The organism is Xanthomonas hortorum pv. cynarae, from assembly GCF_002939985.1.
Taxonomy (GTDB): domain Bacteria; phylum Pseudomonadota; class Gammaproteobacteria; order Xanthomonadales; family Xanthomonadaceae; genus Xanthomonas; species Xanthomonas hortorum_D.
In genome coordinates this window covers 73,807-98,036 of sequence record NZ_MDFM01000018.1, presented here as the reverse complement: position 1 = coordinate 98,036, position 24,230 = coordinate 73,807, and the positions used below count along the sequence as shown (strand labels likewise).

The window sequence follows — 24,230 nt, the reverse complement described above, 5'->3', positions numbered from 1 at the left end:
CTAAACTGCCAGAATCCGAACAGATAAGGCTCTTACGCGGCATCCATGCCGCGTAAGGTCCCGCGACGGTGGGCGGACAAGGACCAGTCGAGTTGATCGGTGTGCGGAGTTTTCAACAAGCATCCAGCAAACTGGCTGGCCCCGTGTCCTGTGCTCAATAAAGCAATCAGCAAACTGTCTGGTGCGGTGTCCTCGCCGATTGCGGGACCGTGTGGCGGCATGGATGCCGCCACCGAGCCTCCAGGGATGGATTCACGGCGTGTCCCGCAGGCGGTGAGGGCATCGCGCCCTCGACCCGCTCGGCTTGGAACATCCAGATTGCGCTGAAGTTCAATATCTCGTTCGCCTTGAGAGGTAATTGAACGGTGCGGATACGTCAGGTGTAAAGCTGCTGATCTGCGGCCTGGTTGCAGGGCCCTTGCCCGCCCACCCTCGCGGGACACGCCGCAAGTACGTCCCTGTAGGCTCTTACGCGGCATCCATGCCGCGTAAGGTCCCGCGACGGTGGACGGGCAAGGGCCCGTCGAGATGGTCGGTGTGCAAGGTTGCGAGCAGTGCATGCCGTGCAGCCATCCACTGAGGTGCGGTCTGATCGGCTCCTTCGCGTGCACCACGCGAAGGTTGAGAAAGCGCGTATCAAGCAAAAGGCGCCGTTGTCGGCGCGTTCGAGCAAGCTCACGCCGCGTCGGCGTACCAGGCGGCTGTGAGGATCGGCTCGCCGATGGCGTTGGTGGTCAATGCGTCCAGGCCGTGATCCGGCAGTGTGGGATGGCGTTGACGTGCCTGCAGCAGAATCTCGCGCGCCAGTACCGCCATGCGCGCGATGTTGCTGTGGATGCGTGCGGCGAAGGCGTCGTCGTCCAGCGTGTCGTGCAACGCGCCATTGAGTTCGTTGAACCAACCGATCAGATACTGATCCAGCAGTCGTCCGTCGCCGGTGGCCACACCTTGTTCGCTGTTGTGCTGGCCCCAGTCGTGCAGCACGCGTTGCATCGCCAGATTGATGTCGCGCGCGTACAGGAAGTCGGTCTTCATGCGTGCGAGCAAACTCAGATGCGCGATGCGTCCGCTGCAGAACAGCGGCGCCAGCAGCGACCAGTAATAGGTGTAATCCCAGATCACCTTGACCGGCATCACCTGCGCATCGCCGAACAACGCGTACTGATCCTGATACAGGGTCAGGGTGTTTTCGTAGAACGAGAAATACAGTTGCTGATACAGCTCCGCGTACGGGCTGAGCGCCTTGCCGGCGCGGTCGCGGCCGATCAATTCGCAGATATAGGTATTGGAAATCGCAATGAAGTCGCTGCCAGGCGAATAGAACGGGTCCAGGAACAAGCCTGCTTCGCCGGTCAGTGCCCAGCGCTGCGGCGAGAACACCTGCTTGCAGCCATACGAGAAGTTGCGCAGGAACAGGAAGTCCTGCAGCCGGTAGTCGGCTTTGTCGAGCGTGGCGGCGACCTGCGGCTGATGCGTGCGCAGCCAGGTCATCGCTTTCTCGTGGGTGTTCATGGTCTCCAGCGGGTGCATGGCCGCATCGCAGACGATGCCCAGCGAATGCGCACCGGAGGAGAGCGGAATCAACCAGAACCAGTAGCCCGGCCCGCACATGTGATTGGTCGAACGCCAGCGGTCCGGCGGCGTGCAGCGTTGCAGCCAGCTGCTGTCCTGCGACCAGCCATTGGGGTCGATCAGACCTTCCACGCGCCACCACACCGCATTGGCGTCGTGTGCGTTGTCCTGCGCCAGGCCGAGCTTGCGCTTGAGCAGGCCGGCGCGGCCGCTGGCATCCACCACCCAGCGTGCGCTCAATGTGCCAGCCTCGCCGGCGCGCTCGTAGCGCACGGCGTGGTCGGCATCGTCATCAGCCAGATCCACGCCTTTGACGCTGCAACTGTCGACAAAGGTGATGCCTTGCGCGCGTGCGCGCTCGCCGAGGAAATTCTCGAAGCGGCCGCGGTCGATCTGCCACGACGGCGTCGGCAGGATCTGGCTGACGCCCAGCTCGGTGCAACGGTCGATGTCTTCGCGCTTGTCGGAAAAGAAAAAGCGGAAGCCGAACTTGCGGATCTGCTCGGTCTCCAGATGCTCGCGCAGGCCCAGCACGTCGGCGAAATAATGCGCGCCGATTTCCACCGTGGATTCGCCGACCTTGAACGCGGCTTCGCGCACGGGGTGGGCGCGCCGTTCCAGCACGGTGATTGCCAGCGCGGGATCGCGTTGGCGCAGCTGCAGGGCCAGACTCAGGCCGGCCAGGCCACCACCGGTGATAACGACATCTGCGCGTTGTGCATTCATGGGGAGTGCTTGCTCTTGGTGACCGATGGAACAGTAGCAAACTCACCGTCAGCGTCGTCGATCAGCACCGGGTTGGCGCGCACGCGGCGGTATTCGCGCCAGATATGCCCGTAGTTCCAGGCCTGGGCGACCACATGCGAGGTGATTTCCCAAAGGTCGCGCACCAGGCGGAAGTGGCTCTTGCGAAACGTGCCTGGCGAGGTGCCGGCGTAGCGGGTTTCGATCGGCACCGCGACCACGCGCGCGCCGGCCTGGCGTGCGGCGGAAATCAGCAATTGCGCTTCGAATACGAAGCCTTCGCCGGGCACGTTGGGCAGGGTGAACACCGAGGCCGGATACAGGCGTTGGCCGCTCTGGCTGTCGACCAGCTGGAAGCCGCAGGCCCAGGCGATGCCCCAGTCGCCGAAGTCGTTGCCGATGCGGCGGATGGTCGGCTGGGTGGCGCGTTTGCGCATGCGTGCGCCGACGATCACGCAGCCGGGATGGCGGTTGGCCGCGGCCAACAGGCGTGGGAAATCCGCCGCCTTGTGCTGCCCATCGCCGTCCATGGTCATCACCGCGCGCATGCCCATCCGCTGCGCCTGTGCAAACCCGCTGCGCAACGCCGCACCCTTGCCCTTGCGCTGCGGATGCCGGATCAAGGTGATCGGAAGATCGGCGATGCAATCGGCGGTGCCATCGTCGGAGCCGTCGTCGATCACGATCACGTTGGAGCAATAGGTGAGCGCATCGTTGACCACTTCGCGGATGCGCAGCGATTCGTTCAGGGCCGGCACCAGGATCGCGGTGTCTTCGCGGCTCAATGGCTGCCGGCTCATCGCTGGATCTCCACGCGCAGCACCCGGCCCGCGCCGGCGTACAGCGCCACGCTGGCGCCATCAGCGGCGATCAGGTCGAACAGCGGCAGCATCGGCGCCATCGCGTTGCTGGCGACATGCCGCGACAGCGGGCCCTCGCCCGGGGAAGGCGTGCCGTCGTCCAGCAGCGCCCGCAGCTGCAGCTTGCCGGCCTGGCCGGGCGCGCCCAGTACCAATGCACCGCCGAGCAACCCCTGGCTGGGTGCGACCCGGCCCAGCGGCCCGACCGAGCGGGCGTCGTAGCCGGCCAGCAGCACCGCGTCCATGCCGGCGGCGCGCTGTACCAGCGCTTCCAGCAGGCCCTGGGCGAAGCTGGCCCGGCTGGCGCTGATCGCCGTGGTCGGGGTCATCGCCCCGGCGCCGATGGTCCAGTAGCCGGCCGCGGCGTTGTGCACCGAGTTGTGGAACTTGGTCGGCGAGATCGCCGATGGGTCGCTGGCCAGGGTGGTGCACATGTAATCGGAGATGGCCAGATCGCCGTACGTGGAGGTGAAGATCGACGGCAGGCTGGCCGGATCGCGGCCGGCGGCGGTGCAGGCGGCCAGTGCGGCTTCCAGCGAGACCGCCACCGTGTCCGGTGCGCGGCGGCGCTCGTTGGCGGCCAGCAACTGCGGCGCCGGGCGTGCCGTGGTCTCCTGCAGCGCGCCGCCGTGCGCGAGGGCAACGGCGGCCTCCCAGGTGGGCAGCCCCTGGGTCCAGAAGCCGATGCCTTCGATGGTGGCAGCCAGCATCAGCGGGCCCGCCCGAACAGCAGCGAGCAGTTGTTGCCGCCAAAACCGAAGGAGTTGTTCATGGCGTAATCGATCTTGGAATGGGCGTTGTCGAAACGGATCTGCGGGCCGCAGGCGGGGTCGGGCACTTCGCTGTTGAGCGTGCCCGGCAGCACGCCATCGCGCAGTGCCAGCAGCGCGATCACCGATTCCACGATGCCGGCCGCGCCCAGGGTGTGGCCGGTCCAGGCCTTGGTCGAACTGGCGTGCAACGTGTCGGGAAAGATCGCCGCCACGGCGGCCGCTTCCACGCTGTCGTTGGCCGGCGTGGCGGTGCCATGCAGATTCAGATAGCCCACCGCTGCCGGTTCCAGGCCGGAGCGTTCGAGTGCGCCGCGCATCGCCAGCTGCGCGCCCAGGCCCTGCGGATGCGGGGCGGACATATGGTGCGCATCGCTGGATTCGCCATAGCCGTACAGCCACAACGTCGCGTCCGGTGCGGCGGCGGTGCGTTCGAGCATGGCAAAGCCGCCGGCCTCGCCCAGGCTCAGTCCCACTCGGCGCGCATCGAACGGCTGGCACAGCTCCGGCGCCACCAACTGCAGCGAGTTGAAGCCGAACAGCACGCTGCCGCACAAGGTGTCCACACCGCCGACCAGGGCTGCGTCGACCACTCCGGCGTCGATCAGGCGCGCGGCCTGGGCGAACACCTTGGCGCTGGACGAACAGGCGGTGGCCACGGTCATACAGGGGCCGCGCAGGCCGGTGGCGTGCTGCACGAAGTCGCCCAGCGAATGCGGGGTGTGCACGATCGGGCGATTCAAGTCATCCGGAAAACGCGCGCCCTCGCTATCTTCGACCAGACGTGTATAGGCCTCTTCGCTGGCACCGATGCTGGAGGTGGAGGTGCCGATGATCACCGCCACGCGCTCGGCGCCGTAGCGCTGCGCGGCCGCCTGCACGGCAGCGGCCATGCCGTCCTGCTGCAGGGCCAACCAGGCCAGGCGGTTGTTGCGGCAGTCCCAGCCTTGCAGGGATTCGGGCAGTACCACGGCTTCCACGCCGTCGACGCGGCCGATCCAGCACGGCAGCGGTTGTGCGCCGAAATCGTTGCGGCGCATACCGCTGCGGCGGGCGGTCAGGGCAGCGGCCTGGGCGTGGAGCCCGGCGCCGAGCGCGGTGGTGGAGGTGAAAGCGGTGATGGCGACCGGGGCCATCTGGGACGAATGCTGCGCGTGGCTCACGGTGGTCTGGCTGGCAAAGAGTGTGCTCAGTATATCGATGGTGTGTCCGCGGCCCGTCGATGGCGCAACTGAACGTGCCGGTCATGTCGCTGACGCTGCTGGGATTTTTCGCAACGGCCGCGCTTTCGCCATGGGCGCAATTGGGACACAATCCTGCGACACACTTCTCAAACGAGCGCGACCACGCGCGCATGCACGCCTACGTCTATAAAAGCCAACGCAAGCAGGACAGCTTTGTCTATCTCGCCATGCGTGACGATTTCTCCGGTCTTCCCGCCGCCGTGCACGCGCAACTGGCGCCGTTCGCGTTCGTGCTGGAGGTGGCGTTGACGCCGCAGCGCCGCCTGGCGCAAGCCGACGTCACCACGGTGCGCGAAGCGCTCAGCAAGCACGGTTTCTACCTGCAACTGCCCAAGACGGTGGTGCTGGCGGGCGAGTGCGACTATGACTGAGGCCACCCGTGCCGCGCGGTGGCGCGCCGCAGCGCTTGCCGGCGCGGCCGGGGTGGCGTTGTCGTTGCTGGGCGGCGTTGGCGGCAGCGTTGCTGCGGTGACGCTGTGGCTGGCGCAGCCGGCGTTCGCGCTGGCGGTGTCGTGGGCGCGTGGCACGCGCGCATTGCCGAGCCAGCCGCGTGCGATTGGGCAGGCGCTGCCGCCGCTGCTGGCGATCTGGGGCGTCGGTCTGTTGGCCCTTGCGGCCTTGATCACCTGGCCGCTGACTGCCTTGCGCGACAGCGGCAGCCTGGCCGCTGCGTTGGCGCTGAGCGTTGCGGTCAGCGCCGCGCTGCTCGGGCTATGGCGCACCTGGCCGCTGTGGGGCGAGGTCGAGCGCGATGGCGGCGCCCTGGCGCCGCGGTGGCACGCGCTGGCCACGCAGGAATTGCATGCCTGGCGTGGCCTGCTGGCCGCCGCATTGGTGCTGGCGATGTGCACGCTGGCCGTGGCGCTGGCCTGGCCGGGCTGGTTGTCGAACAGCCTGCGCTGGAGTCTGGCGGTCGCCGCCAGCGTGCTGTTGCCGGCGGCCCATCTGCTGCTGCAACGCACCGCCGCGCCGGCACGCAGCGACACCCCGGTGGCCCGGCAGGCCGCCGATTTCTTCTCCGAAGCCGCTGCCGAACCGCGCCCGTTGGAGCCGGTGGCCCAGCATCAGCTGGTGCCCGAAATCTTTGAAGCCGCGCGCAGCGGACGCGTGGACCGCGCGCTGCAGTTGCTGGAGGCCGGCGCGGACCCGCAGGCGATGCCGCTGCCGGAATGGCGCGATCAACGCAGCCTGCCCGCGCTGGCTGCGGTCTTGCCGGATCTGCGCCTGCTGCGCGAGCTGATCGTGCGCCGTGTCGATGTCAACCAGCCGCATCGCGGCATGACCCCGTTGCTGGCCGCCACGCGCGATAGCTGGCATGGCCGCCCCGACGCGGTGATGACGCTGCTGGCCAACGGCGCCGACCCGCGTTCCACCGACAACGACGGCAATACGCCGCTACATCACGCCGTGCGCAGTTCCGACCCGGGCGTGGCCGCGCTGCTGCGCGATGCCGCCGCCGAGCTCGACGCGCTCAATAACGAAGGTCATTCGCCGCTGGCGATGGCCTGCCAGGTCGGCAACTGGCGGCTGGCCAAGTTTCTGCTGGAACGCGGCGCGCATTCCGAACCGGACGGTGGCGCGCCGGTGCTGCTGGCCGCCGCAGGCACCGAGGAAGACGACCCGGCCGGCGTGCAACTGCTGCTCAAGCACAAGGCGCGCGTGGATGCGCGCGACCGCCAGCGCCGCAGCGCATTGCACGAAGCCGCGTTGGCCGGCCACGGCGACATCGTCGAGGCGCTGTTGTCGGCCGGTGCCAATCTGGAAGCGCGCGATCTGCTCGGCCGCACGCCATGGCTGGACGCAGCGCGGCAGGCACGCAGCGCGGTGCTGGAACGGCTGGTCGCACGCAAGGCCGATGTGCTGGCCATCGATGGTGACGGCCGCAATGCGGTGATGCTGGCCTGCGCCGCCGACCGCGTGTCGCCGGCCTTGATCCGGCGCCTGCTCGATCTGCAGGTGCCGGCCGACAGCGTCGATGCGCACGGCCGTCGCGCAGTGGATGTCGCCGCCGAAGCCGGGCGCTGGGCGATCGTGCAATTGCTCGATCCTGCGTATCCGCTGCCGGCTGCCGTCAGCGATGGACACGGCGATACCCCCGGCGTTGCGGTACTACCCGATCGCCCGCCCTTGGTGCTGTTGCGCGAAGGCCTGCAGTTCGGTCAACGCGATGGTCTGGACGCATTGGCCAGGCTGTGCGGCCCGGAAGAACTCGGCGGCCTGTTGCACGATGCGCATCTGGCCTTGAACGCCGAGGCCGTGGACTGGCTGCTGCGCCACGGCGCCGATGCCGACGTGCGCGATGCCTGCGGCGATGTGCCCATGTTTGCGCTGCTCTCGCGTGGTGTGGAGGCGGTGCCGGCATTGCAGGCGCTGCTGCGCCATGGCGTCTCGCCGGCCGGCGCCGGCGGCCTGACCCGCCTGCTCAGCGCCTGTGTGCAGCACGATGCGGCATCGCGCGGGCTGGAACAGTTCGCGCTGGAATTGCTCGAACGCGGCGCCGACCCGTTCGCCGCGTCGGCGGCCGGCGATCCGCCGTTGTCGCTGGCGGTGCGGCTGGGCTGGCTGCGCCTGCAGCAGTGGTTGCTGGAACACGGCGTGGACCGCGAGGCACGCGACAGCCACGGCATGACTGCGCTGCATCTGGCCACCGCGCTGGGCCGGGAAGCCTCGCTGAAATTGCTGGTCAAACAAGGCGCCTCGCCGGAAGCGCGCGCGGCCGACGGGCAGACCCCGCTGGGCGTGGCGCTGTCGATCGGTCGCCGCGATCTGGCCGATTGGCTCGACTGGCGCATCTGGTCGCTGCCGCACCGCACGCTGCGCGAAGCCGATGTGCCGGCTGCGGCCATGACCGGCGACACCGATGCGGTGCGGCGCCTGATCGATCTCGGCCTGCCGGTCGATGCGATCGACGCGCAAGGCTGCACCGCGCTGTTGCGCGCCGCCGGTGGCGGCCATCTCGGCGTGGTGGCGCATCTGCTCGGGCGCGGCGCCGATCCGCAACGCGCGGCCAATAGCGGCGCCACGCCGTTGTCGGCGGCAGTGAGCATGCGTCAGACCGAGATCGTGGCCGCGTTGCTGCAGGCCGGCGCGCAGATCGAACATCGCCTGCCCGGCGGCGTCACCGTGTTGATGCTGGCCTGCGCGCTAGGCCTGCCGGATATCGTGGCGCGCCTGCTCACTGCGGCGGCCGATGTGCACGCCAACGACGATCAAGGCCTGGCGCCGCTGCATTGCGCCGCGTTGTACGGCTTCACCGCGCGCGACAAGAGCCGCCTGCTGGCCTTGCTGGATACCTTGCTGCTGGCCGGCGCCGACCCCGAGTATCTGGCCGGTGGCCGGGTCAGCCCGTTGCTGCTGTTGCTGGGCGCGCGCGCCGAACCGGGCACCGCCTGCGACGAACAAGTGGTACTGGCCGGCGTCGAACGCCTGCTCGACGAAGACGTCTCGCTGGATGTGGCCGATCAACGCGGCTTCGGCCCGCTGCATCTGGCTGCGTTGCACGGTTTGCCATTGCTGGTGCAGCGCCTGTTGCGTGCCGGCGCCGATGGCGACCGCCGCGACGCGCTCAACCGCACCCCGCGCGAGATCGCGATCATGCGCGGCTTCATCGATGTGGCTGGCCAGTTCGAGCCCGCATTACCAGGTGTCTCCTCGATGGCGCGCTTCCTGCGCGAAGGCCGCTGAGCCAGCGCGGCGGCGCAAAAAAAGTGGCGCATGTTAAATTTTCCCGAAAGAACATCAGGGGAAAGAAATGCGTTTGATGCTTTTGATGACATCTGTATTTTTCGTGCTCGTTGTCACCGGATGTGCGACAAAGAGAGAGCTTCTCGTCACAGGCGCTAATCGGTCGGACGGGGTTATCAAGCTGTCCTACGAGCGAAACGAATTTCAGCGGGTATCGTATGATGACCAGAAAGCTCAAGATTTGGCCGCACAAAAGTGCGCAGCCTGGGGTTACAAGGGCGCAGAGTCCTTTGGTTCAGAAGAAAGTACGTGTTTATCGCGGCGAGGGTTTGGCAACTGCGGCAGTAGGCAAGTTACCGTGGCTTACCAATGCCTCGGAGCTCCGGGCGATCAACAAAAATAGTTCGGCACTGATCCGCCGGCTGGAACACACGGTGCCACCGTTGCTGCGTCTGCCGGCGCAGTCGTAACCCGATCCCGACACTGCGCGTGCAAGACTGGGCATTCCCTCGCACGAAGGAAGCGCCTCTACGATGAGCGTGCGTATCGAAGACCACGCCATGCTGGGCAATTGCCACAGCGCGGCCCTGGTCGACCACTGCGGCACCATCGACTGGCTGTGTCTGCCACGTTTCGATTCCGATGCGTTTTTCGCATCCCTGCTGGGCGATGAGCAACACGGGCAATGGGCGTTGTCGCCGGTCGCCGCATTTCGCAGCGAACGCGCCTACGAAGACGACAGTCTGGTGCTGTGCACGCGCATGCGTACCGACACCGGCACGGTGGAACTGGTCGACTTCATGGTCGCCAGCGATGAGAGCGACAGTCACCAGCATCTGGTGCGGATCGTGCGTTGCGTGCAGGGCGAAGTGCCGATGCACATGCGGCTGACGTTTCGCTTCAACTATGGCCGTACGGTGCCGTGGGTCACCGGCATCGAGGGTGGCATTCGCGCCATCGCCGGTCCCGACCAACTCGCGTTGCGCTCGCCGCAGCAACTGCACGGCGAAGACCTGGGCACCGAGGCCGACTTCACGCTGCGTCAGGGCGAAAGCACCTGGTTTCTGCTCAGTCATGGGTTATCGCATCAGCCCACGCCGGCGGCGATCGATCCGGAACAGGCGCTGCAACGGACCACCGCGTTCTGGCATGGCTGGGCACGTCGCTGTACCGATGTCGGTCCGTGGACCGAGCAGGTACGGCGTTCGCTGGTGGTGTTGAAGGGGCTGAGCTATCTGCCCACCGGTGGCATCGTCGCCGCGCCCACCGCCTCGCTGCCCGAGCATCTGGGCGGCACCCGCAACTGGGATTATCGCTACTGCTGGCTGCGCGATTCGGTGTTCACGCTGATCGCGTTGCTGCAGGCCGGGTATCGCGATGAAGCCGTGGCGTTTCGCGATTGGGTGCAACGCACCATCGCCGGTTCGCCGGATCAGTTGCAGGCGCTGTACGGCATCGCCGGTGAGCGCCGGCTGCAGGAATGGGAAGCGGATTGGCTGCCCGGTTACGAAAACTCCGGCCCGGTACGCATCGGCAACGGTGCGGTGGATCAGTTTCAGCTCGATGTGTATGGCGAGTTGATCGGTGCGTTCCATTACGCGCGCGAGAAGGGCGTGGCGCCACCGTCCGATGACGATGGCTCGTCGGCATCGCTGCTGGAAAAGATCCTGGATACGCTCGAAGACCTGTGGCGCCTGCCCGATGAAGGCATCTGGGAAATCCGCGACGAGCGCCGTCATTTCGTGCATTCCAAAGTGATGGCCTGGCTGGCGTTCGATTGCGGCGCGCGCGATGGCATCACCAATGCCGACGCAGAAAAACGCGCGCATTGGGGCCGGCTTGCCGATGAAATCCGCGCCGAAGTGCTGGAAAACGGCGTGCATCCGGATGGCCACTTCGTGCAGAGCTATGGCTCCGACCGCCTGGATGCCTCGCTGCTGCTGATTCCGATCGTGGGATTCTTGCCGCCGGAGGATCCGCGCATCGCCGCCACCGCCGATGCCATCGCACGCGATCTGACCATCGATGGATTGGTCGAGCGCTATCGCGCCGACGACAGTGCCGATGGCCTGCCGGCCGGCGAGGGCACCTTTCTTGCCTGCAGCTTCTGGCTGGTGGAAAACTATGCATTGCTCGGGCGCACCGAGCAGGCGCGCGTATTGCTCGAGCGCCTGCTCGGATTGTGCAACGACGTGGGCCTGCTCGCCGAAGAGTACGACCCGCGCAGCAAACGCATGCTTGGCAACTTCCCGCAAGGGTATTCCCACGTGGCCCTGGTCAATGCGGCATTGCGCCTGCACGGACGCATGGGCGAAAAGGAAACACGTCCATGAATGAGCAAGAAACCACTCCGCCGTGCATCATCGTGGTGCTGGGCGCACGCGGCGATCTGACCAAGCGCTTGGTGATGCCGGCGCTGTACAACCTGCGTCGGGCCGGTGCGTTGGGCGAGCAGTTCGCCATCGTCGGTATGGACCACGGCGATATCAGCGAGCGTTCGTGGCGCACGATGATGGGTCAGTCGATGACCGAGCTGCTCAGCAGCCGCGATGCCGAATTCCAGACCGATGAATTCGACACCGACACCTGGGAGTGGCTGCGCGAGCGCATGCACTATCTGCGCGGCGATTTTACTGATTTAGGTGCCTACCAAGCGCTGGATGGCGTGCTGGAGAAACTGCACAAGCGCTACGGCACCCAGGGCAATGTGCTGTTCTATTTGGCCACCGCCGCACGTTTCTTCGAGCCGGTGCTGCTCAACCTGGGCGAAGCCGGGCTGGTCAAACAGCGCGAGGGCCAGGGCTGGCGGCGGGTGATCGTGGAAAAACCGTTCGGCCACGATCTGCCCAGCGCCGTCGCGCTCAACGCCACCGTCGCCCGCGTGTTGCATGAGGATCAGGTGTTCCGCATCGACCATTTCCTCGGCAAGGAAACCGTGCAGAACATCCTGGCGTTCCGATTTGCCAATGGCTTGTTCGAGCCGGTGTGGAATCGCGACCGCATCGACCATGTGCAGATCACCGCCGCCGAAACCATCGGCGTGGAAGGCCGTGGACGTTTCTACGATCCCACCGGTTGTTTGCGCGACATGGTGCCCAATCATCTGTTCCAGTTGCTGGCGATGATTGCGATGGAACCGCCGGCGGCGTTCACCACCGAAGCGATGCATCGTCGCCGCGCCGAAGTGATCGAAGCGGTGCGCCCGATCAAACCCGAAGACGTGGTGCGCGGCCAGTACGCCTCCGGCGCGGTGAGCCGCAGCGCCGTGCCGGGCTATCGCGAAGAAGACACCGTGCCGGAAGATTCGGAAACCGAAACCTACGTGGCGATGAAACTGCAGGTCGACACCTGGCGCTGGGCCGGCGTGCCGTTCTACCTGCGCACCGGCAAGCGGCTGCGCGAGCGCACCACCGAGATCGCGATCCGCTTCAAGCCTGCGCCGCTGGCACCGTTCCGCAGCACCGAAGTGGGCGGTTATGGCCCCGACTGGCTGGTGCTGCACATTCAACCTGATGAGGGCATCTCGCTGCAGTTCGACGTCAAGCGCCCGGGCGCGCAGGTCGCGCTGGCACCGGTGCGCATGGACTTCCGTTACCGCGACTGGTTTCCCAAGGAATACACGGTGGGCTACGAGCGCCTGCTTCAGGACTGCATGAAAGGCGAGGCCGGCCTGTTCCAGGATGCGGCCATGGTGGAAGCCGCCTGGCGCATCGTGCAGCCGATCCTGGATGCCTGGAAACAACCGCCAAGCGACTTCCCCAATTACGCCGCCGGCAGCGCCGGCCCGTCGGCCGCCGATGCCTTGCTGGCGATGAATGGCGGGCACGCCTGGCGCGCGCTCACCCCGGGCCGCAAGCCACCGCCGCGCCGCGCACCGGAAGCACGCAGCAGCGCTGCAACGCCGATCAAGAAAGCCACCAAGAAGACCGCGAAGAAAGCGGGCAAGGCGACACCCAAACGTGCCGCCGCACCTGCTGCAAAATCCGCTCAAGGCGCAGCCGGTTCGCCCGGCAAGGTGGCAAAGACATCCGTCACCAAGCGCGCGACGAAGAAGGTCGCAAAAGCCGCAGCGAAGACCGTGGGCAAAGCTGCGGCTGGCAAGAGCGCAGCGAAGAAGTCGGCCAGCAAGGCCGCAGTGCGCACACCGCGCAGCTGAGTGATGCGGTCAACATGCAGCCGCTGCGATCGTGCGGCGGCTGTGTGTGCAGAAAATCCCGTAGGAGCGTGCCTGCGCGCGACGAGGCGTTATCGGTAACGCCTCGTCGCGCGCGAGCGCGCTCCTACGCAGAGCTCAGCGATCAGGCGTTACCGGTGCGGGTGCGGGTTCGGCATCCACATCCGCCTTGACGTCGGCTTCGAACAGATTCATCAGATCTGCGCGTGCATCGCGCGAGGTCTGGATCACCTTGGCTTCGTCGTCATAGACCAGGTGTTGGCGATGCAGCAACTCTTCGTCGTGCTGGCGGAACCGTTTGACGTGATCCTTGGCAACCGCTTCGCCCAGGCCGAGCGAGGTGAGCACGCGTTCGCTCAGTTCCAGGCTGGAGGCGAATACCTCGCGGAACGGCTCTGCGCCCAGGTCCATCAGTTTCCATGCGTGTTGGCGGTTGCGTGCACGCGCCAGCACCGTGGCCTGCGGGTACAGGCGGCGGATCAGCCGCACCGCCTTGATGTTGGTTTCCGGATCGTCCACCGCGATCACGAACACCTTGATGCGGTCGGCACCGGCGGCGCGCAGCAGTTCCGGGCGGGTGGGGTCGCCGTAGTACAACTGGCTGCCGAAGCGGCGCAAATCTTCCACGGTGTCCGGATTGTGTTCCAGCGCCACGAACGGCACATGCCGTGCGGTGAGCAGACGCGCGACGACCTGACCGAAGCGGCCCATGCCGGCGACCAGCACCTTGGGCGTTTGCGCATCGATGGTGTCGAACGGGCGGTCGGACTTGGGCGCATGCAGCCGCAGCGGCCCGTTGAGGATGCGCTGCATGCCGAGCAGCAACAGCGGCGTCAGCGCCATCGACACGCCGACAATGGCCACCAGGCGGTCGTGGTTGGCGCGCTCCAGCAAGCCGACGCGATCGGCCTCGTTGAACACCACAAAGGCGAATTCGCCGCCCAGCCACAACACGCTGCCCAGCATCAGGCTGCTGCGCAGCGGCAGCTTGGCCACCGTGCCGATACCGACCAGTAGCGAGAACTTCACCACCAGCAGGATCGCCACGCCGCTGGCGATCAGCCATGGCTCGGCGACCACCCGGTTCAGATCGATGCCCATGCCGACCGAGATGAAGAACAGCCCCAGCAGCAGGCCTTCGAATGGCTCGATCTGCGATTCGAGCTCGTGGCGGAATTCCGAATCGGCTAGCAGCACACCAGCCAGAAACGCGCCCAGGCTGGCGCTCAATCCGGCTTCCTGCATGATCCAGGCGGTGCCCAGCACCACCAGCAGGGCGCTGGCGGTGAACACTTCCGGCATGCGCGTGCGCGCCACCATGTTGAACAGATAGCGCAGCACGAAGCGCCCGCACAGGATCACCAGCGCCAATGCCGCGACCGCCTTGGCCACGTCCGGCCATGCCAGCGTGGCGTTCTTGCTGCCACCGAGCAGCGGAATGGCCGCCAGCAATGGAATGGCGATCAGATCCTGAAACAGCAAAATGGCGAACGCCAGGCGCCCGTAGTCGCTGCCCAGCGCCTTGCGTTCGGCCAGCAGCTGCAGGCCCACTGCAGTGGACGACAACGCCAACGCCACGCCGACGATCAATGCGCTCTTCCAGCCCAGATTGCCGAGCATCAACAAGCCGCCCAGGATCAGGGTGGTCACCACCACCTGGGTGGCGCCGGCGCCGAACACCGAATGGCGCATCACCTTCAAACGCGACGGCGACAATTCCAGGCCGATCACGAACAGCAGCATCACCACGCCGATTTCGGCCGCGCCGCTGATGCGTTCGGCATCCTGCACCACGCCCACGCCGTCGGGCCCGAGCACCACGCCGGCGACCAGATAGGCCAACACCGCGCCCAGCCCGAAGCGCTTGAACACCGGCACCGCCACGATGGCGGCCAGCATCAGCACCAGAGCCAGTTCCAGACCGCCGCTATGCATGCGCACTCTCCGTTGAGGTGCGCATTATGCCGCGCGCTGCCGCTGACCAGCTGGCACCGACGTGCCGGAGTCGCCGGCAATGCGCAGCGGCCACGGGTTTGCGACAGCCGGTTTGCTGCTTCCGATCAGCGCGTCGGTGGCAGCGTGTCTGGAGCCAAGCGTGGCCCTCGGCAGCGCTGGCCGGCAAGCGTGTTCAAGGCCGCGACCAGCGCACCGTTGTCGCAACCACCGCACGCATCTGCACCGTCGGCCCACGCTCGCTGCCATCTCGATGAAACGCACCCTCCTGCGCATGCTGCGCAGGGGGCAAGATCGGCGGACTGCACGCTCGCTTAAACGTGCCTCGTGCGAGGCATTGACCAAGCCGGCTCAGGCGCGCAGACTGCGCCCCGCCGCCGCCCGGATCACCGGTCGGTACGCACTTCTCGGAGCCTTTCTCATGTCCAGCGACAGTCACCCTAGACCCGGGTCGATGACCCAGCTGGCGCGCGCCTGAGGCTTTGGGTTCGCCGGCTGTCATCGACGACGGTCGTCACCAGGCGAACCCCATGTACAACGAAACCCTGCGCCTTGCCCAAGGCGTCAATGCCTTGATCGCACCCCTGGCCGAGCGCAACACGGCCGATGCGGTGGAATATCTCAACACCCTCGACCGCGACGATGCGGCCCAGGTGCTGGCCGCGCTGCCGCAACCGCGTGCGGTGAAACTGCTCGAACAACCCGAGCTGCACGATGCCAGCGCGTTGGTGGCGCAACTGCCGGCCGAACAGGCTGCCTCCTTGCTCGGACAGATGGCCGACGACCGCGCCACCGACATCTTCCACGGCCTGGACGCCGACCAGCGCGCGCCGCTGCTGTGGCTGCTCAGCGCCGAGGCGCGGCTGTCGATCCAGGCGCTGATGCGCTACCCGCCCAACACCGCCGGTGCGCTGATGACCACCGAGTTCGTGGCGGTGCCGGCCGACTGGACGGTAGGCCGCACCCTGCAGCACATCCGCGAGGTGGAGCGCAGCCGCGAGACGGTGTATGCGATCTATCTGCTGGACCCGCACAGCCGCGTGCTGACCCAGGTGGTCACCATGCGCCGGCTGATCACCGGCGCAGACGACGCACCGATCCTGGAGGTGGCGCAGGTCAACCCGCCGGTCACGGTGGACCCGGCGCTGGACCAGGAAGAAGTCGCACGCCTGATCCGTCGTCACGACCTGCTCGCCATCCCGGTGGTGGATGCGCACGGCCACATGCTCGGCATCGTCACCGTGGACGATGTGCTGGATGCATTGATCGCCGAATCCACCGAAGACGTGCACAAGTTCGGCGGCATGGAGGCACTCGACAAGCCGTACATGCAGATCGGGTTTGGCCAGATGATCAAGAAGCGCGCCGGTTGGTTGAGCGTGCTGTTCCTGGGCGAAATGCTCACCGCCAGCGCGATGCAGCACTTCGAGGACGAGCTGTCCAAGGCGGTGGTGCTGACCCTGTTCATTCCGCTGATCATGAGCTCGGGCGGCAACTCCGGCTCGCAGGCCACCTCGCTGCTGATCCGCTCGCTTGCGTTGCGCGAAATCCGCCTGGGCGACTGGTGGAAAGTGGCGCTGCGCGAGCTGCCGACCGGTCTCACCCTGGGCACGATCCTGGGCCTGCTGGCGATCGTGCGCATCACCATCTGGCAGACCGCCGGCATGTACGACTACGGCCCACACTGGCAGATGGTGGCGCTGACCATCGGTGCGGCCTTGATCGGCATCGTCACCTTCGGTTCGCTGTCCGGCTCGATGCTGCCATTCGTGCTGCAACGGCTGGGCTTCGACCCGGCCAGTGCCTCGGCACCGTTCGTGGCCACCTTGGTGGATGTCACCGGCTTGGTGATTTATTTCAGCATTGCTGCCGCAATTCTCAGCGGCACGTTGTTGTAGCGCGGAGAGGTGATGGCAGGCCGTATTGCCTGGTCCACTCCGCATCGCTGCACGGTAGGCCGTGCAGCGATGCGGGGCGGCGAGTGCCGGTCAGAAAGTCACGTACAACGTGGCACGCACATTGCGGCCGGGTTCGCTGTAGCGGCCGATGCCGTCGTCGGTGGCATAGCCGTACAGATAGAAATCGCCACGGGTGACATTGCGGATGCGCGCCCACTGCGAATAGCGCTCGTCGAACAGGTTGTACACGCCGAGGTTGACCCGCACGTTTGCGTTGAAGCGATAGCTGCCGAATAGATCGACCACGCTATAGGCGTCGCTGAGAAACGGCTCGGCCGGGACGCCGAAGATATCGTTCTCCACATTGACGTCCTTGGCCTTCTTGGCCAGCGCATGGGTGATGTTGGCGGTGACGCGCAGGCGCTCGTCCAGCCCCTGCCAGCTCAGGCCGAGCACGCCGCGATCGGGATTGATGCTGTCCAGCGGGCGGCCATCTTCCAGCTCGCCCTGGTTGTGGGTCCATGCCGCGCGCAGCAGCCAGGCGTCGCCGAGCTTGAATTGCGCATCCAGTTCCACGCCCTTGACCTCGACCTGGCCGACATTGAGCAGCGTGGTGTAGGCGTAGCCGTTGCGCGTGGTGCACACGCCGCGGGTACAGGTCTGGTAGAGCGTGCCGGCGTTGGCGGTGACGGTCTCGCTCTGGATGAAGTCGTCGTAGCGGTCGCGGAACACCGACAGGCCCACGCGCGCCCACTCGCTCTCCCAGCGCCAGCCCAGTTCCAGATTGAGGCTGCGCTCGGCTTCGAGCCCGGGATTGGCGGCCACGGTCGGTACGTTGACGGTGTTGCCGGTGGCGACCTCGGTCAGCGCTGTGATGCTGGTCGGGGCGTACATCTCGGCGGTGGTCGGAGCCCGGAAGCCGCGCCCGGCCTGGAACCACAGCGTCTGCTGCGGGGTGACGGCGTAGCTGATGCCGGCCTGCCAGGTCGGTGCGGCGAAGGTCACTTCGCGCACCGTGCCGGTGGTGTCGATAAAGGTAGGCGACAGCGTCGGTGCGTAGCGGTAATGGTCGTAGCGCGCACCCAGGGTGAGCTGCAGACGGTCGTCGAGCAGGCCGATGCGGTCGCGCAGGTACACGCTCCAGGTGTCGGCATTGGTCTTGGGCACCTGCGCCGGGTCGACGGTGGCAGTGTCCAGCGTGCCGGCGTTGTTCCAGCGGTAGTCGATCGCGCTGAAATCGATGCTGCGGCGCTGCCAGGCGGCGCCATACAGCAGTGATTGCGACCAGCCGTTGCCATGCACCAGCTTGTCGAAGTCGACCGCGAGGCGGTCCAGGGTCTGCTCGGTGTCGCGGTCTTCGGCACGCCGGCAGGGCAACGCCACCGTGCAGCGGGTGGTGGCGGCCGTGGCCGGGGTGCTGGAGGTGCCGCTCTGGGTGAGGATGCGGGTGGTGCCGCGGCTCTCGGTCTGCTGGCGGTCCAGCTGCGCCTCCAGGGTGTCGAACAGCGCGTTGTTCGCGTTCCAGATGTAGCGCAGGCCGTAGCGGTCACGGTCGTTGCTGTCCTCGCCGATGCGTTCGGCGTAGCTGGGCGCGCTGACGCGGCTCAGGTTGTCGACCCGGTTCTGCGAGCGGTTGCGTTCGTAGACCACGCCGAAGCGGTGCTGCGCGTTCGGCACCACGTCGAGCTTGGCCAGCACGTTGTCGCTTTCGCTGTCGATCGGGTCGGGCGTGCGCCGCGCGCTGCCGGTGTCGATTTCGCTGCTGGAATACCAGCCCTCCGATTCATGGCCCTCGCGGCGGGTGTAGGTCAGCATCGATTCGACGATGCCGGTGCGGTTGGCCATGGTGATATTGCCGAGCAGTTGGTCGTTGTGGCCGGTGTAGCCGGTCTTCAGGCCCACATAGCTGTCGTTACCCTGCGCCTTGAGGTAGTCGTAGGGATCCTTGGTGGTGAACACCACCGCGCCGCCGAGCGCGCCGCTGCCGGCACTGATGGAGTCGGCGCCCTTGACGATGTCCACGCTCTTGAGCGAATCCACATCCACGCCGCCGCGGCCGGCGCGGAAGAACTCGTAGTCGCGCGCGGTCTCCACACCTTCGGCCATCGACAGGCCATCGATGGTCATCGCCACGCGGTCGCCTTCCAGGCCGCGGATGTTGAAGCCGTTTTCGCCGAAGCGGCCCATGTCGGCGATGCTCACGCCGGGGATGTAGCGCACCAGGTCTTCCATGCTCTCGGCCTGTTCCTGCTGCAACTGCGCGGTGTCGAGGGTGGTGACGTTCTGGTTGGTGGAGGCGCGCTTGTCGCGTGCGGCCTTCACTTCCACCGGGTCGAAGGTGGTGGCGTCGGCGGGTGCCTGTTCGGCATGCAGCGGGAACGCCAGGCCGGCGGCGATCGCCAGGGCCAGCAGGGTCGGTGTCGAGGTCATCGTGGGATCCACAGTCAGGAAAGAGGAACGGGCGCCGGAGGGCGCGGACCTGGCTGTGGGCGGCAGGGGACGGCCGCGTGGCTGGGTAGGGCCCGCCAGTGGCGGGCCGGGCGCTGCGGGCAGCGAGGCCCGCGGCGGGAAAGTCAGTCGGCGCGAGCCGGCGTGGCGGCCGGCGCTGGCGCAGTTGCAGGTGCAGGTGCCGGCGGCGGCAACGCGGCATCGCTGGCATCGACCACGCCGTCGTGATTGCGGTCGACGCGGGCGAAGGTGCGCAGGCCCGAGGCCTGGTATTCGGCGAAGCTCATGCGCTGGTTCTTGTCGGTGTCGAGCACCTTGAAGCGCACATGCACCTGGCGGTCGTCGGCCAGCTCGAGCGCGGTGAGGCGGCGGTTGAGGCGGTCTTCGAATTCGACTCTGTACTCGTCCAGCGAAAGCGCACCGTTACGGTCGCCGTCGGCACCGGCGAACTGCGCCTTGCGCAGGTCTGCGTATTCCGCCTCGCCCACCTTGCCATCGCCGTTCTCGTCGTACAGCGCGAGAAAGCCCTCGGCCGAGCCGCTGTCGGGCATGCCGGGGCGGCCGCCATCGCGGTCGAAGGCGGCTGTTGTGTCGCCCGACGCAGCCTTGGCAGCGGCCTTCAACGCCGCCTGTCCGCGCGCCCAGTCCTGCGCACCGGCCGCGTCGAATTCGGCACGCGAGACCTGCCCGTTGCCATCGGCATCCAGTGCCGCAAAGCGGGTCTTGCCCTGTGCGGCCTGTGCGCTGCGTTCCTGCTCCAGCGCACGCTGGCGGCGCTCGCGGAACTCGCCCACGTATTCGTCCTCGTCGACCACGCCGTCGTGGTTGCGGTCGGTGGCATCGAAGCGGCTGCGGCGGAAGGCCGCGAAGTCGGCGGCGGTGATGCGGCCGTCGCGAGCGTCGTCATGCTGGGTGATGAAGGCCTGCACGTTGTTGCCGTGGCCGCCGAGCAGCGGGCGCGGCGCGGATTGGGCGAGAGCGGTAGCAGGAAGCAGCAGCGCGCACAGGCACGCGCCGGCCAGGGAGCCAGTGTTCATGGATTGCCTCTTGATGGGGAAAACGGTGCCGGGCCGTAGCGTTGGCGGGGCCTGCAGGTGGATCGCGATGCCGGGCGGAGGGACCGCGCCGGTGGAGTCATGCCGCCAGGGCGAGGCAACCGCCGCAGCGGTTGCGCGGCGCTATTGTTCGAGCACCTGAAACGTCAGCGTGGTGCTGTTGCTGTACTCGCGCACCGGGGCGTCGGCCGGAGCCGGGGTGCGGTGGCGGCTCAGCGCCAGCCAGGTGCCGGCGCGGTCCAGCTTCAAGGTTGCGCGGCCGGCCGCGTCGGTGGTCACGCTGATCAACGTCGGCTTGCGATCGGAGGTCCACACCGCCTCGCTGATGTCCACGGTCTGCTTGGCCAGCGGCACGCCGTCGTACTGCACCGTGAAGACGAAGCTCTCGCCGACATACAGGTCGTTGGGATGCGTCACCGGCACCAGTTCCAGGCCCTGATTGCGCGGCGCCAGCGCGCTGCGATCGGGTTTGCCGACGCTCAGATAGGTCTGGGCCAGGGTGCGCGACTGGAAGCTGGCGATCAGCGTGGCGCCCTTGGGCATGGCCACCTTCGGGTCGCGCACGGTCTCGCGCTTGCCGTCCAGTTCCCAGGTGCGGAACTGCGCGCCCACGCGCAGGCCGGTGCTGACCCGGTAGGTGCCGGGCTGCTTGCCCAGGGTGTGTTCGACGACGGTGCGGGTGTCGAGCGCCTGCACACGCGCCGGTTCGACATCGCGGCCGTCGGGCCCGGTGATGCTGAAGTGGCTCTGGTCGAAGGCCGCTTCCGGGACGAAGAAGGTCTCGGCAAAGGCCGCGTCCAGGGTCACCGTCTGACCGGGCTGGGGGGCGAAGGTGTTGGGTGCCAGATAAGGCGTGTGCGCAGAGGCAGAGGCGGCAAGCAGCAGCGCCGACAAGGTCAGCAGTTTCATGGGGGGCCCTGTTCCGAATGAGTCGCTGGCGGCATGGGCGCGGGGCGGCGCTGAAAGCTGGCTGACCACGCAATATTAACGAAAATGCGAATCGTTCACAACAAGTGTGTGGACGCCGTCGTTGTTCTGCGGCCTTCGGGTCGATGACGTCGGCTTGGGCCGACGTGTACCGTGTCCGCTTCCCCCGTCGTCGTCGTTGCCATGAGCACCTATCACCTGCAGCAGGTCTTTCGTCCCACCACCGTGGCGGTGGTGGGCGGCAGTCCGCGCGATCGCTCGGCCGGACGCGCAGTGGTGCGCAATCTGCGCGCGGCCGGGTTTCCGGGGCAGATCGGTTGGGTGAGCCCGCGTTACAGCGAGATCGACGGCGTGCGTACGGTGGCGCGCCTGACCGATCTGGCCTGGGTGCCGGACCTGGTGGTGATCACCGCGCCGGCGCGCATCGTGCCGCGCATCGTCTCGATTGCCGCACGGCGCGGGGTGGCCGCGGCAATCATCCTCACCGCCGGGCTGGGCAGCGGCCCCGGCTCGCCGGCCGCGCGCATGGAAGCCTCGGCGCGGGCCAAGGGCATGCGCATTCTCGGCCCGCACTGCCTGGGTGTGATCGCCCCGCATGCACGGCTCAATGCCAGCATCGCCGCGCATTGCCCGCAGGCCGGCGACCTGGCGCTGATTTCCGAATCCAGTGCCATTGCCGCGGCCCTGGTGGAGTGGGGCGTGGCACGTTCGGTGGGATTCTCGGCAGTGGTGTCGCTGGGCGACACGCTGGATGTGGACTTCGGCGACCTGCTCGATTACTTCGCCACCGACTACCGCACCCGCGCGATCCTGCTGTATGTCGAACGCATCGGCGATGCGCGCAAGTTCATGTCGGCCGCGCGTGCCGCCGCGCGCGCCAAGCCGGTGGTGGTGGTCAAGTCCGGCCGCCAGTTCCGCATCAATCCCAATGCCGACACCCACGCACAGGCGCTGGCCGGCTCGGATGCGGTGTATGGCGCCGCATTCGCGCGTGCCGGCCTGTTGCGGGTGGGCGCGCTGGACGAGTTGTTTGCCGCCGCCGAAACGCTGGGCCGGCTCGGCAGTTTTCCGGGGCGGCGCCTGGCCATCTTGAGCAATGGCGGCGGGGTGGGGCAGCTGGCGGTGGACCAGCTGGTGCTGCGCGGCGGCACCCTGGCCGAGCTGTCGGCCAACACCCTGGAGCGGCTGGATCAATCGCTGCCCGAAGGCTGGTCGCGCAGCAATCCGGTCGACATCATCGTCGACGCCGATGGGCCGCGGTATGCCGCCGCGATCGAAGCGCTGCTGGACGACCCCGAGAACGACGCGCTGCTGGTGGTCAACGTGCCCACCGCGTTCACCTCCTCGGCCGATGCGGCCAAGGCGTTGACCCGCGCGCTGGATCAACGCGACCGCTATCAACGCGAAAAGCCGGTCTTTGCGGTATGGCTGGGCCAGGACGATGCGGCGATCGCCGCGCTCAATGCCGCGCGCGTGCCCACCTACGCGACCGAATCGGACGCGGTGCGCGGCTTCACCCACTTGGTGCGCTACCGCGAGGCGCAGGCGGCACTGATGGAAACCCCGCCCAGCCTGCCGGAAGATTTCGTGGTGGATGCCGGCATCGCCCGCGCGGTGGTCGATGAAGCCTTAGCCGCCGGCCGCCGTTGGCTGGATCCGGTCGCCACCAACCGGCTGCTGGCCGCCTACGGCATCCCGATCGTGCCGCTGCAGGTGGCCGCCACCGCCAACGAAGCCGCATTGCTGGCCGACCCGCTGTTAGCTGTCGGCCGCACGGTGACCCTGAAGGTGTTGTCCAACGACATCGCGCACAAGTCCGATGTCGACGGCGTGCGCCTGAATCTGTCCAGCGTGGCGGCGGTACGCGAAGCGGCGGCCGGCATCCTGGCACGCGCGCGCGCGGCGCAGCCCGACGCGGTCATCGATGGGGTGATCGTGCAGCCCACCGTGCTGCGGCCCAAGGCGCGCGAACTGATCGCCGGCATTGCCGACGACCCGGTGTTCGGCCCGGCGATCGTGTTCGGCCGCGGCGGCACCGCGGTGGAAGTGATCAACGACCGCGAGCTGGCGCTGCCGCCGCTGGACCTGCGCCTGGCGCACGAGTTGATCGGGCGCACGCGGGTCTCGCGCATCCTCAAGGCCTACCGCGACGTGCCGGCCGCCGACGAGCGCGCGGTGGCGCTGGTGTTGGTCAAGCTGGCGCAGCTGGCCGCCGACATCCCTGAAATCACCGAGCTGGATATCAATCCGCTGCTGGCCGACCGCGACGGCGTGATCGCGCTGGACGCGCGCGTGGCGGTGGCGCCGGCGCGCAAGCTGCACAAGGGCCGGGGCCATCCGCGCTTTGCGATCTTTCCCTACCCGAAGGAATGGGAGCGCCAGATCGCGCTCGGCGATGGCACCCACGCGCTGGTGCGCCCGGTCCGCCCGGAAGACGACGCGCTGTTCCGCGCCTTCTTCGCGCGGGTCACCGACGAAGACCTGCGGCTGCGGTTCTTCCAGTCGGTCAAGCATTTCAGCCACGAATTCATCGCGCGGCTGACCCAGCTCGATTACGCGCGCTCGATCGCGCTGGTGGCCATCGACCCCAAGAGCGGCGACATGCTCGGCGCGGTGCGCCTGCATGCCGACGCCGATTACGAGGGCGGCGAGTACGGCATCCTGATCCGCTCCGACCTCAAGGGCCATGGCATCGGCTGGCAGCTGATGCGCATCATGATCGAGTACGCGCGCTGGCTGGGCCTGAAGCAGATCGAAGGCCAGGTGCTGCGCGAGAACCGCACCATGCTGGCGATGTGCCAGAGCCTGGGCTTCGGGGTACGCCCGGATCCCGACGATGCGACCCTGATGGCGGTGACACTCCCTATAATGGGCGAGCCGCGCACGGCCTGACGTTGCGTC

Annotated in this window: 15 protein-coding genes; 7 read left to right on the top strand and 8 right to left on the bottom strand. The window is 67.2% G+C overall.

The window, feature by feature from the left end; translation table 11 throughout:
• Nucleotides 1-675: 675 nt before the first annotated feature.
• The 4 genes from XcyCFBP4188_RS13710 to XcyCFBP4188_RS13695 are packed head-to-tail and all read right to left on the bottom strand — an operon-like array spanning nucleotide 676 to nucleotide 5,082.
• Nucleotides 676-2,298 (bottom strand): NAD(P)/FAD-dependent oxidoreductase, encoded by a 1,623-nt coding sequence (locus XcyCFBP4188_RS13710; protein ID WP_104592306.1) that lies wholly within the window; start codon nucleotides 2,296-2,298, stop codon nucleotides 676-678.
• On the bottom strand, nucleotides 2,295-3,116 hold the full coding sequence (locus XcyCFBP4188_RS13705; protein WP_006450747.1) for a glycosyltransferase family 2 protein: 822 nt from the start codon (nucleotides 3,114-3,116) through the stop codon (nucleotides 2,295-2,297). Before XcyCFBP4188_RS13705 ends, XcyCFBP4188_RS13710 begins: the two co-directional genes overlap by 4 nt.
• Entirely contained in the window at nucleotides 3,113-3,886 is a 774-nt protein-coding gene (locus XcyCFBP4188_RS13700; protein ID WP_006450746.1) for a beta-ketoacyl synthase chain length factor, read from the bottom strand. The genes XcyCFBP4188_RS13705 and XcyCFBP4188_RS13700 overlap by 4 nt, the downstream gene beginning before the upstream one ends.
• Entirely contained in the window at nucleotides 3,886-5,082 is a 1,197-nt protein-coding gene (locus XcyCFBP4188_RS13695) for a beta-ketoacyl-[acyl-carrier-protein] synthase family protein (protein WP_006450745.1), read from the bottom strand. Before XcyCFBP4188_RS13695 ends, XcyCFBP4188_RS13700 begins: the two co-directional genes overlap by 1 nt.
• 218 nt (nucleotides 5,083-5,300) lie before the next feature.
• Between XcyCFBP4188_RS13695 and XcyCFBP4188_RS13690 the strand changes: the two genes are divergently transcribed.
• From XcyCFBP4188_RS13690 to zwf, 5 genes are all read left to right on the top strand, one after another.
• Complete coding sequence (locus XcyCFBP4188_RS13690) at nucleotides 5,301-5,561, top strand: YcgL domain-containing protein (RefSeq protein WP_043908999.1); 261 nt, start codon at nucleotides 5,301-5,303, stop codon at nucleotides 5,559-5,561.
• On the top strand, nucleotides 5,554-8,874 hold the full coding sequence (locus XcyCFBP4188_RS13685) for an ankyrin repeat domain-containing protein (protein WP_046932945.1): 3,321 nt from the start codon (nucleotides 5,554-5,556) through the stop codon (nucleotides 8,872-8,874). The genes XcyCFBP4188_RS13690 and XcyCFBP4188_RS13685 overlap by 8 nt, the downstream gene beginning before the upstream one ends.
• A gap of 67 nt (nucleotides 8,875-8,941) precedes the next feature.
• Nucleotides 8,942-9,277 (top strand): YecR family lipoprotein, encoded by a 336-nt coding sequence (yecR, locus tag XcyCFBP4188_RS23775; RefSeq protein WP_074065949.1) that lies wholly within the window; start codon nucleotides 8,942-8,944, stop codon nucleotides 9,275-9,277.
• Nucleotides 9,278-9,407: 130 nt separating this feature from the next.
• Nucleotides 9,408-11,207: a glycoside hydrolase family 15 protein gene (locus XcyCFBP4188_RS13675; RefSeq protein ID WP_006449441.1), complete on the top strand. Its 1,800-nt coding sequence runs from the start codon at nucleotides 9,408-9,410 to the stop codon at nucleotides 11,205-11,207.
• The gene (gene zwf / locus XcyCFBP4188_RS13670) at nucleotides 11,204-13,030 is read left to right on the top strand and encodes a glucose-6-phosphate dehydrogenase (RefSeq protein ID WP_167393550.1); all 1,827 of its coding nucleotides are present in this window, start codon (nucleotides 11,204-11,206) and stop codon (nucleotides 13,028-13,030) included. Before XcyCFBP4188_RS13675 ends, zwf begins: the two co-directional genes overlap by 4 nt.
• Nucleotides 13,031-13,165: 135 nt before the next feature.
• Here the strand turns inward: zwf and XcyCFBP4188_RS13665 are convergent, their stop codons facing one another.
• The gene (locus XcyCFBP4188_RS13665) at nucleotides 13,166-14,983 is read right to left on the bottom strand and encodes a monovalent cation:proton antiporter-2 (CPA2) family protein (RefSeq protein WP_006449439.1); all 1,818 of its coding nucleotides are present in this window, start codon (nucleotides 14,981-14,983) and stop codon (nucleotides 13,166-13,168) included.
• Nucleotides 14,984-15,531: 548 nt separating this feature from the next.
• Here XcyCFBP4188_RS13665 and mgtE point away from each other — a divergent pair.
• A complete protein-coding gene (gene mgtE / locus XcyCFBP4188_RS13655) occupies nucleotides 15,532-16,899 on the top strand; it encodes a magnesium transporter (protein WP_006449438.1) in 1,368 nt (455 codons plus the stop codon).
• Between the two features lie 90 nt (nucleotides 16,900-16,989).
• Here the strand turns inward: mgtE and XcyCFBP4188_RS13650 are convergent, their stop codons facing one another.
• The 3 genes from XcyCFBP4188_RS13650 to XcyCFBP4188_RS13640 form a co-directional block, all read right to left on the bottom strand.
• Nucleotides 16,990-19,329, bottom strand: coding sequence for a TonB-dependent hemoglobin/transferrin/lactoferrin family receptor (locus tag XcyCFBP4188_RS13650; protein WP_006449437.1), 2,340 nt, complete (start codon nucleotides 19,327-19,329; stop codon nucleotides 16,990-16,992).
• A gap of 143 nt (nucleotides 19,330-19,472) precedes the next feature.
• Entirely contained in the window at nucleotides 19,473-20,384 is a 912-nt protein-coding gene (locus tag XcyCFBP4188_RS13645) for an EF-hand domain-containing protein (RefSeq protein ID WP_006449436.1), read from the bottom strand.
• Nucleotides 20,385-20,525: 141 nt separating this feature from the next.
• Nucleotides 20,526-21,311, bottom strand: coding sequence for a DUF4198 domain-containing protein (locus XcyCFBP4188_RS13640; RefSeq protein WP_104592304.1), 786 nt, complete (start codon nucleotides 21,309-21,311; stop codon nucleotides 20,526-20,528).
• 201 nt (nucleotides 21,312-21,512) lie between these two features.
• Here XcyCFBP4188_RS13640 and XcyCFBP4188_RS13635 point away from each other — a divergent pair, with 201 nt between their 5' ends.
• Entirely contained in the window at nucleotides 21,513-24,221 is a 2,709-nt protein-coding gene (locus XcyCFBP4188_RS13635) for a bifunctional acetate--CoA ligase family protein/GNAT family N-acetyltransferase (RefSeq protein WP_006449434.1), read from the top strand.
• The last annotated feature ends 9 nt before the right edge of the window (nucleotides 24,222-24,230 follow it).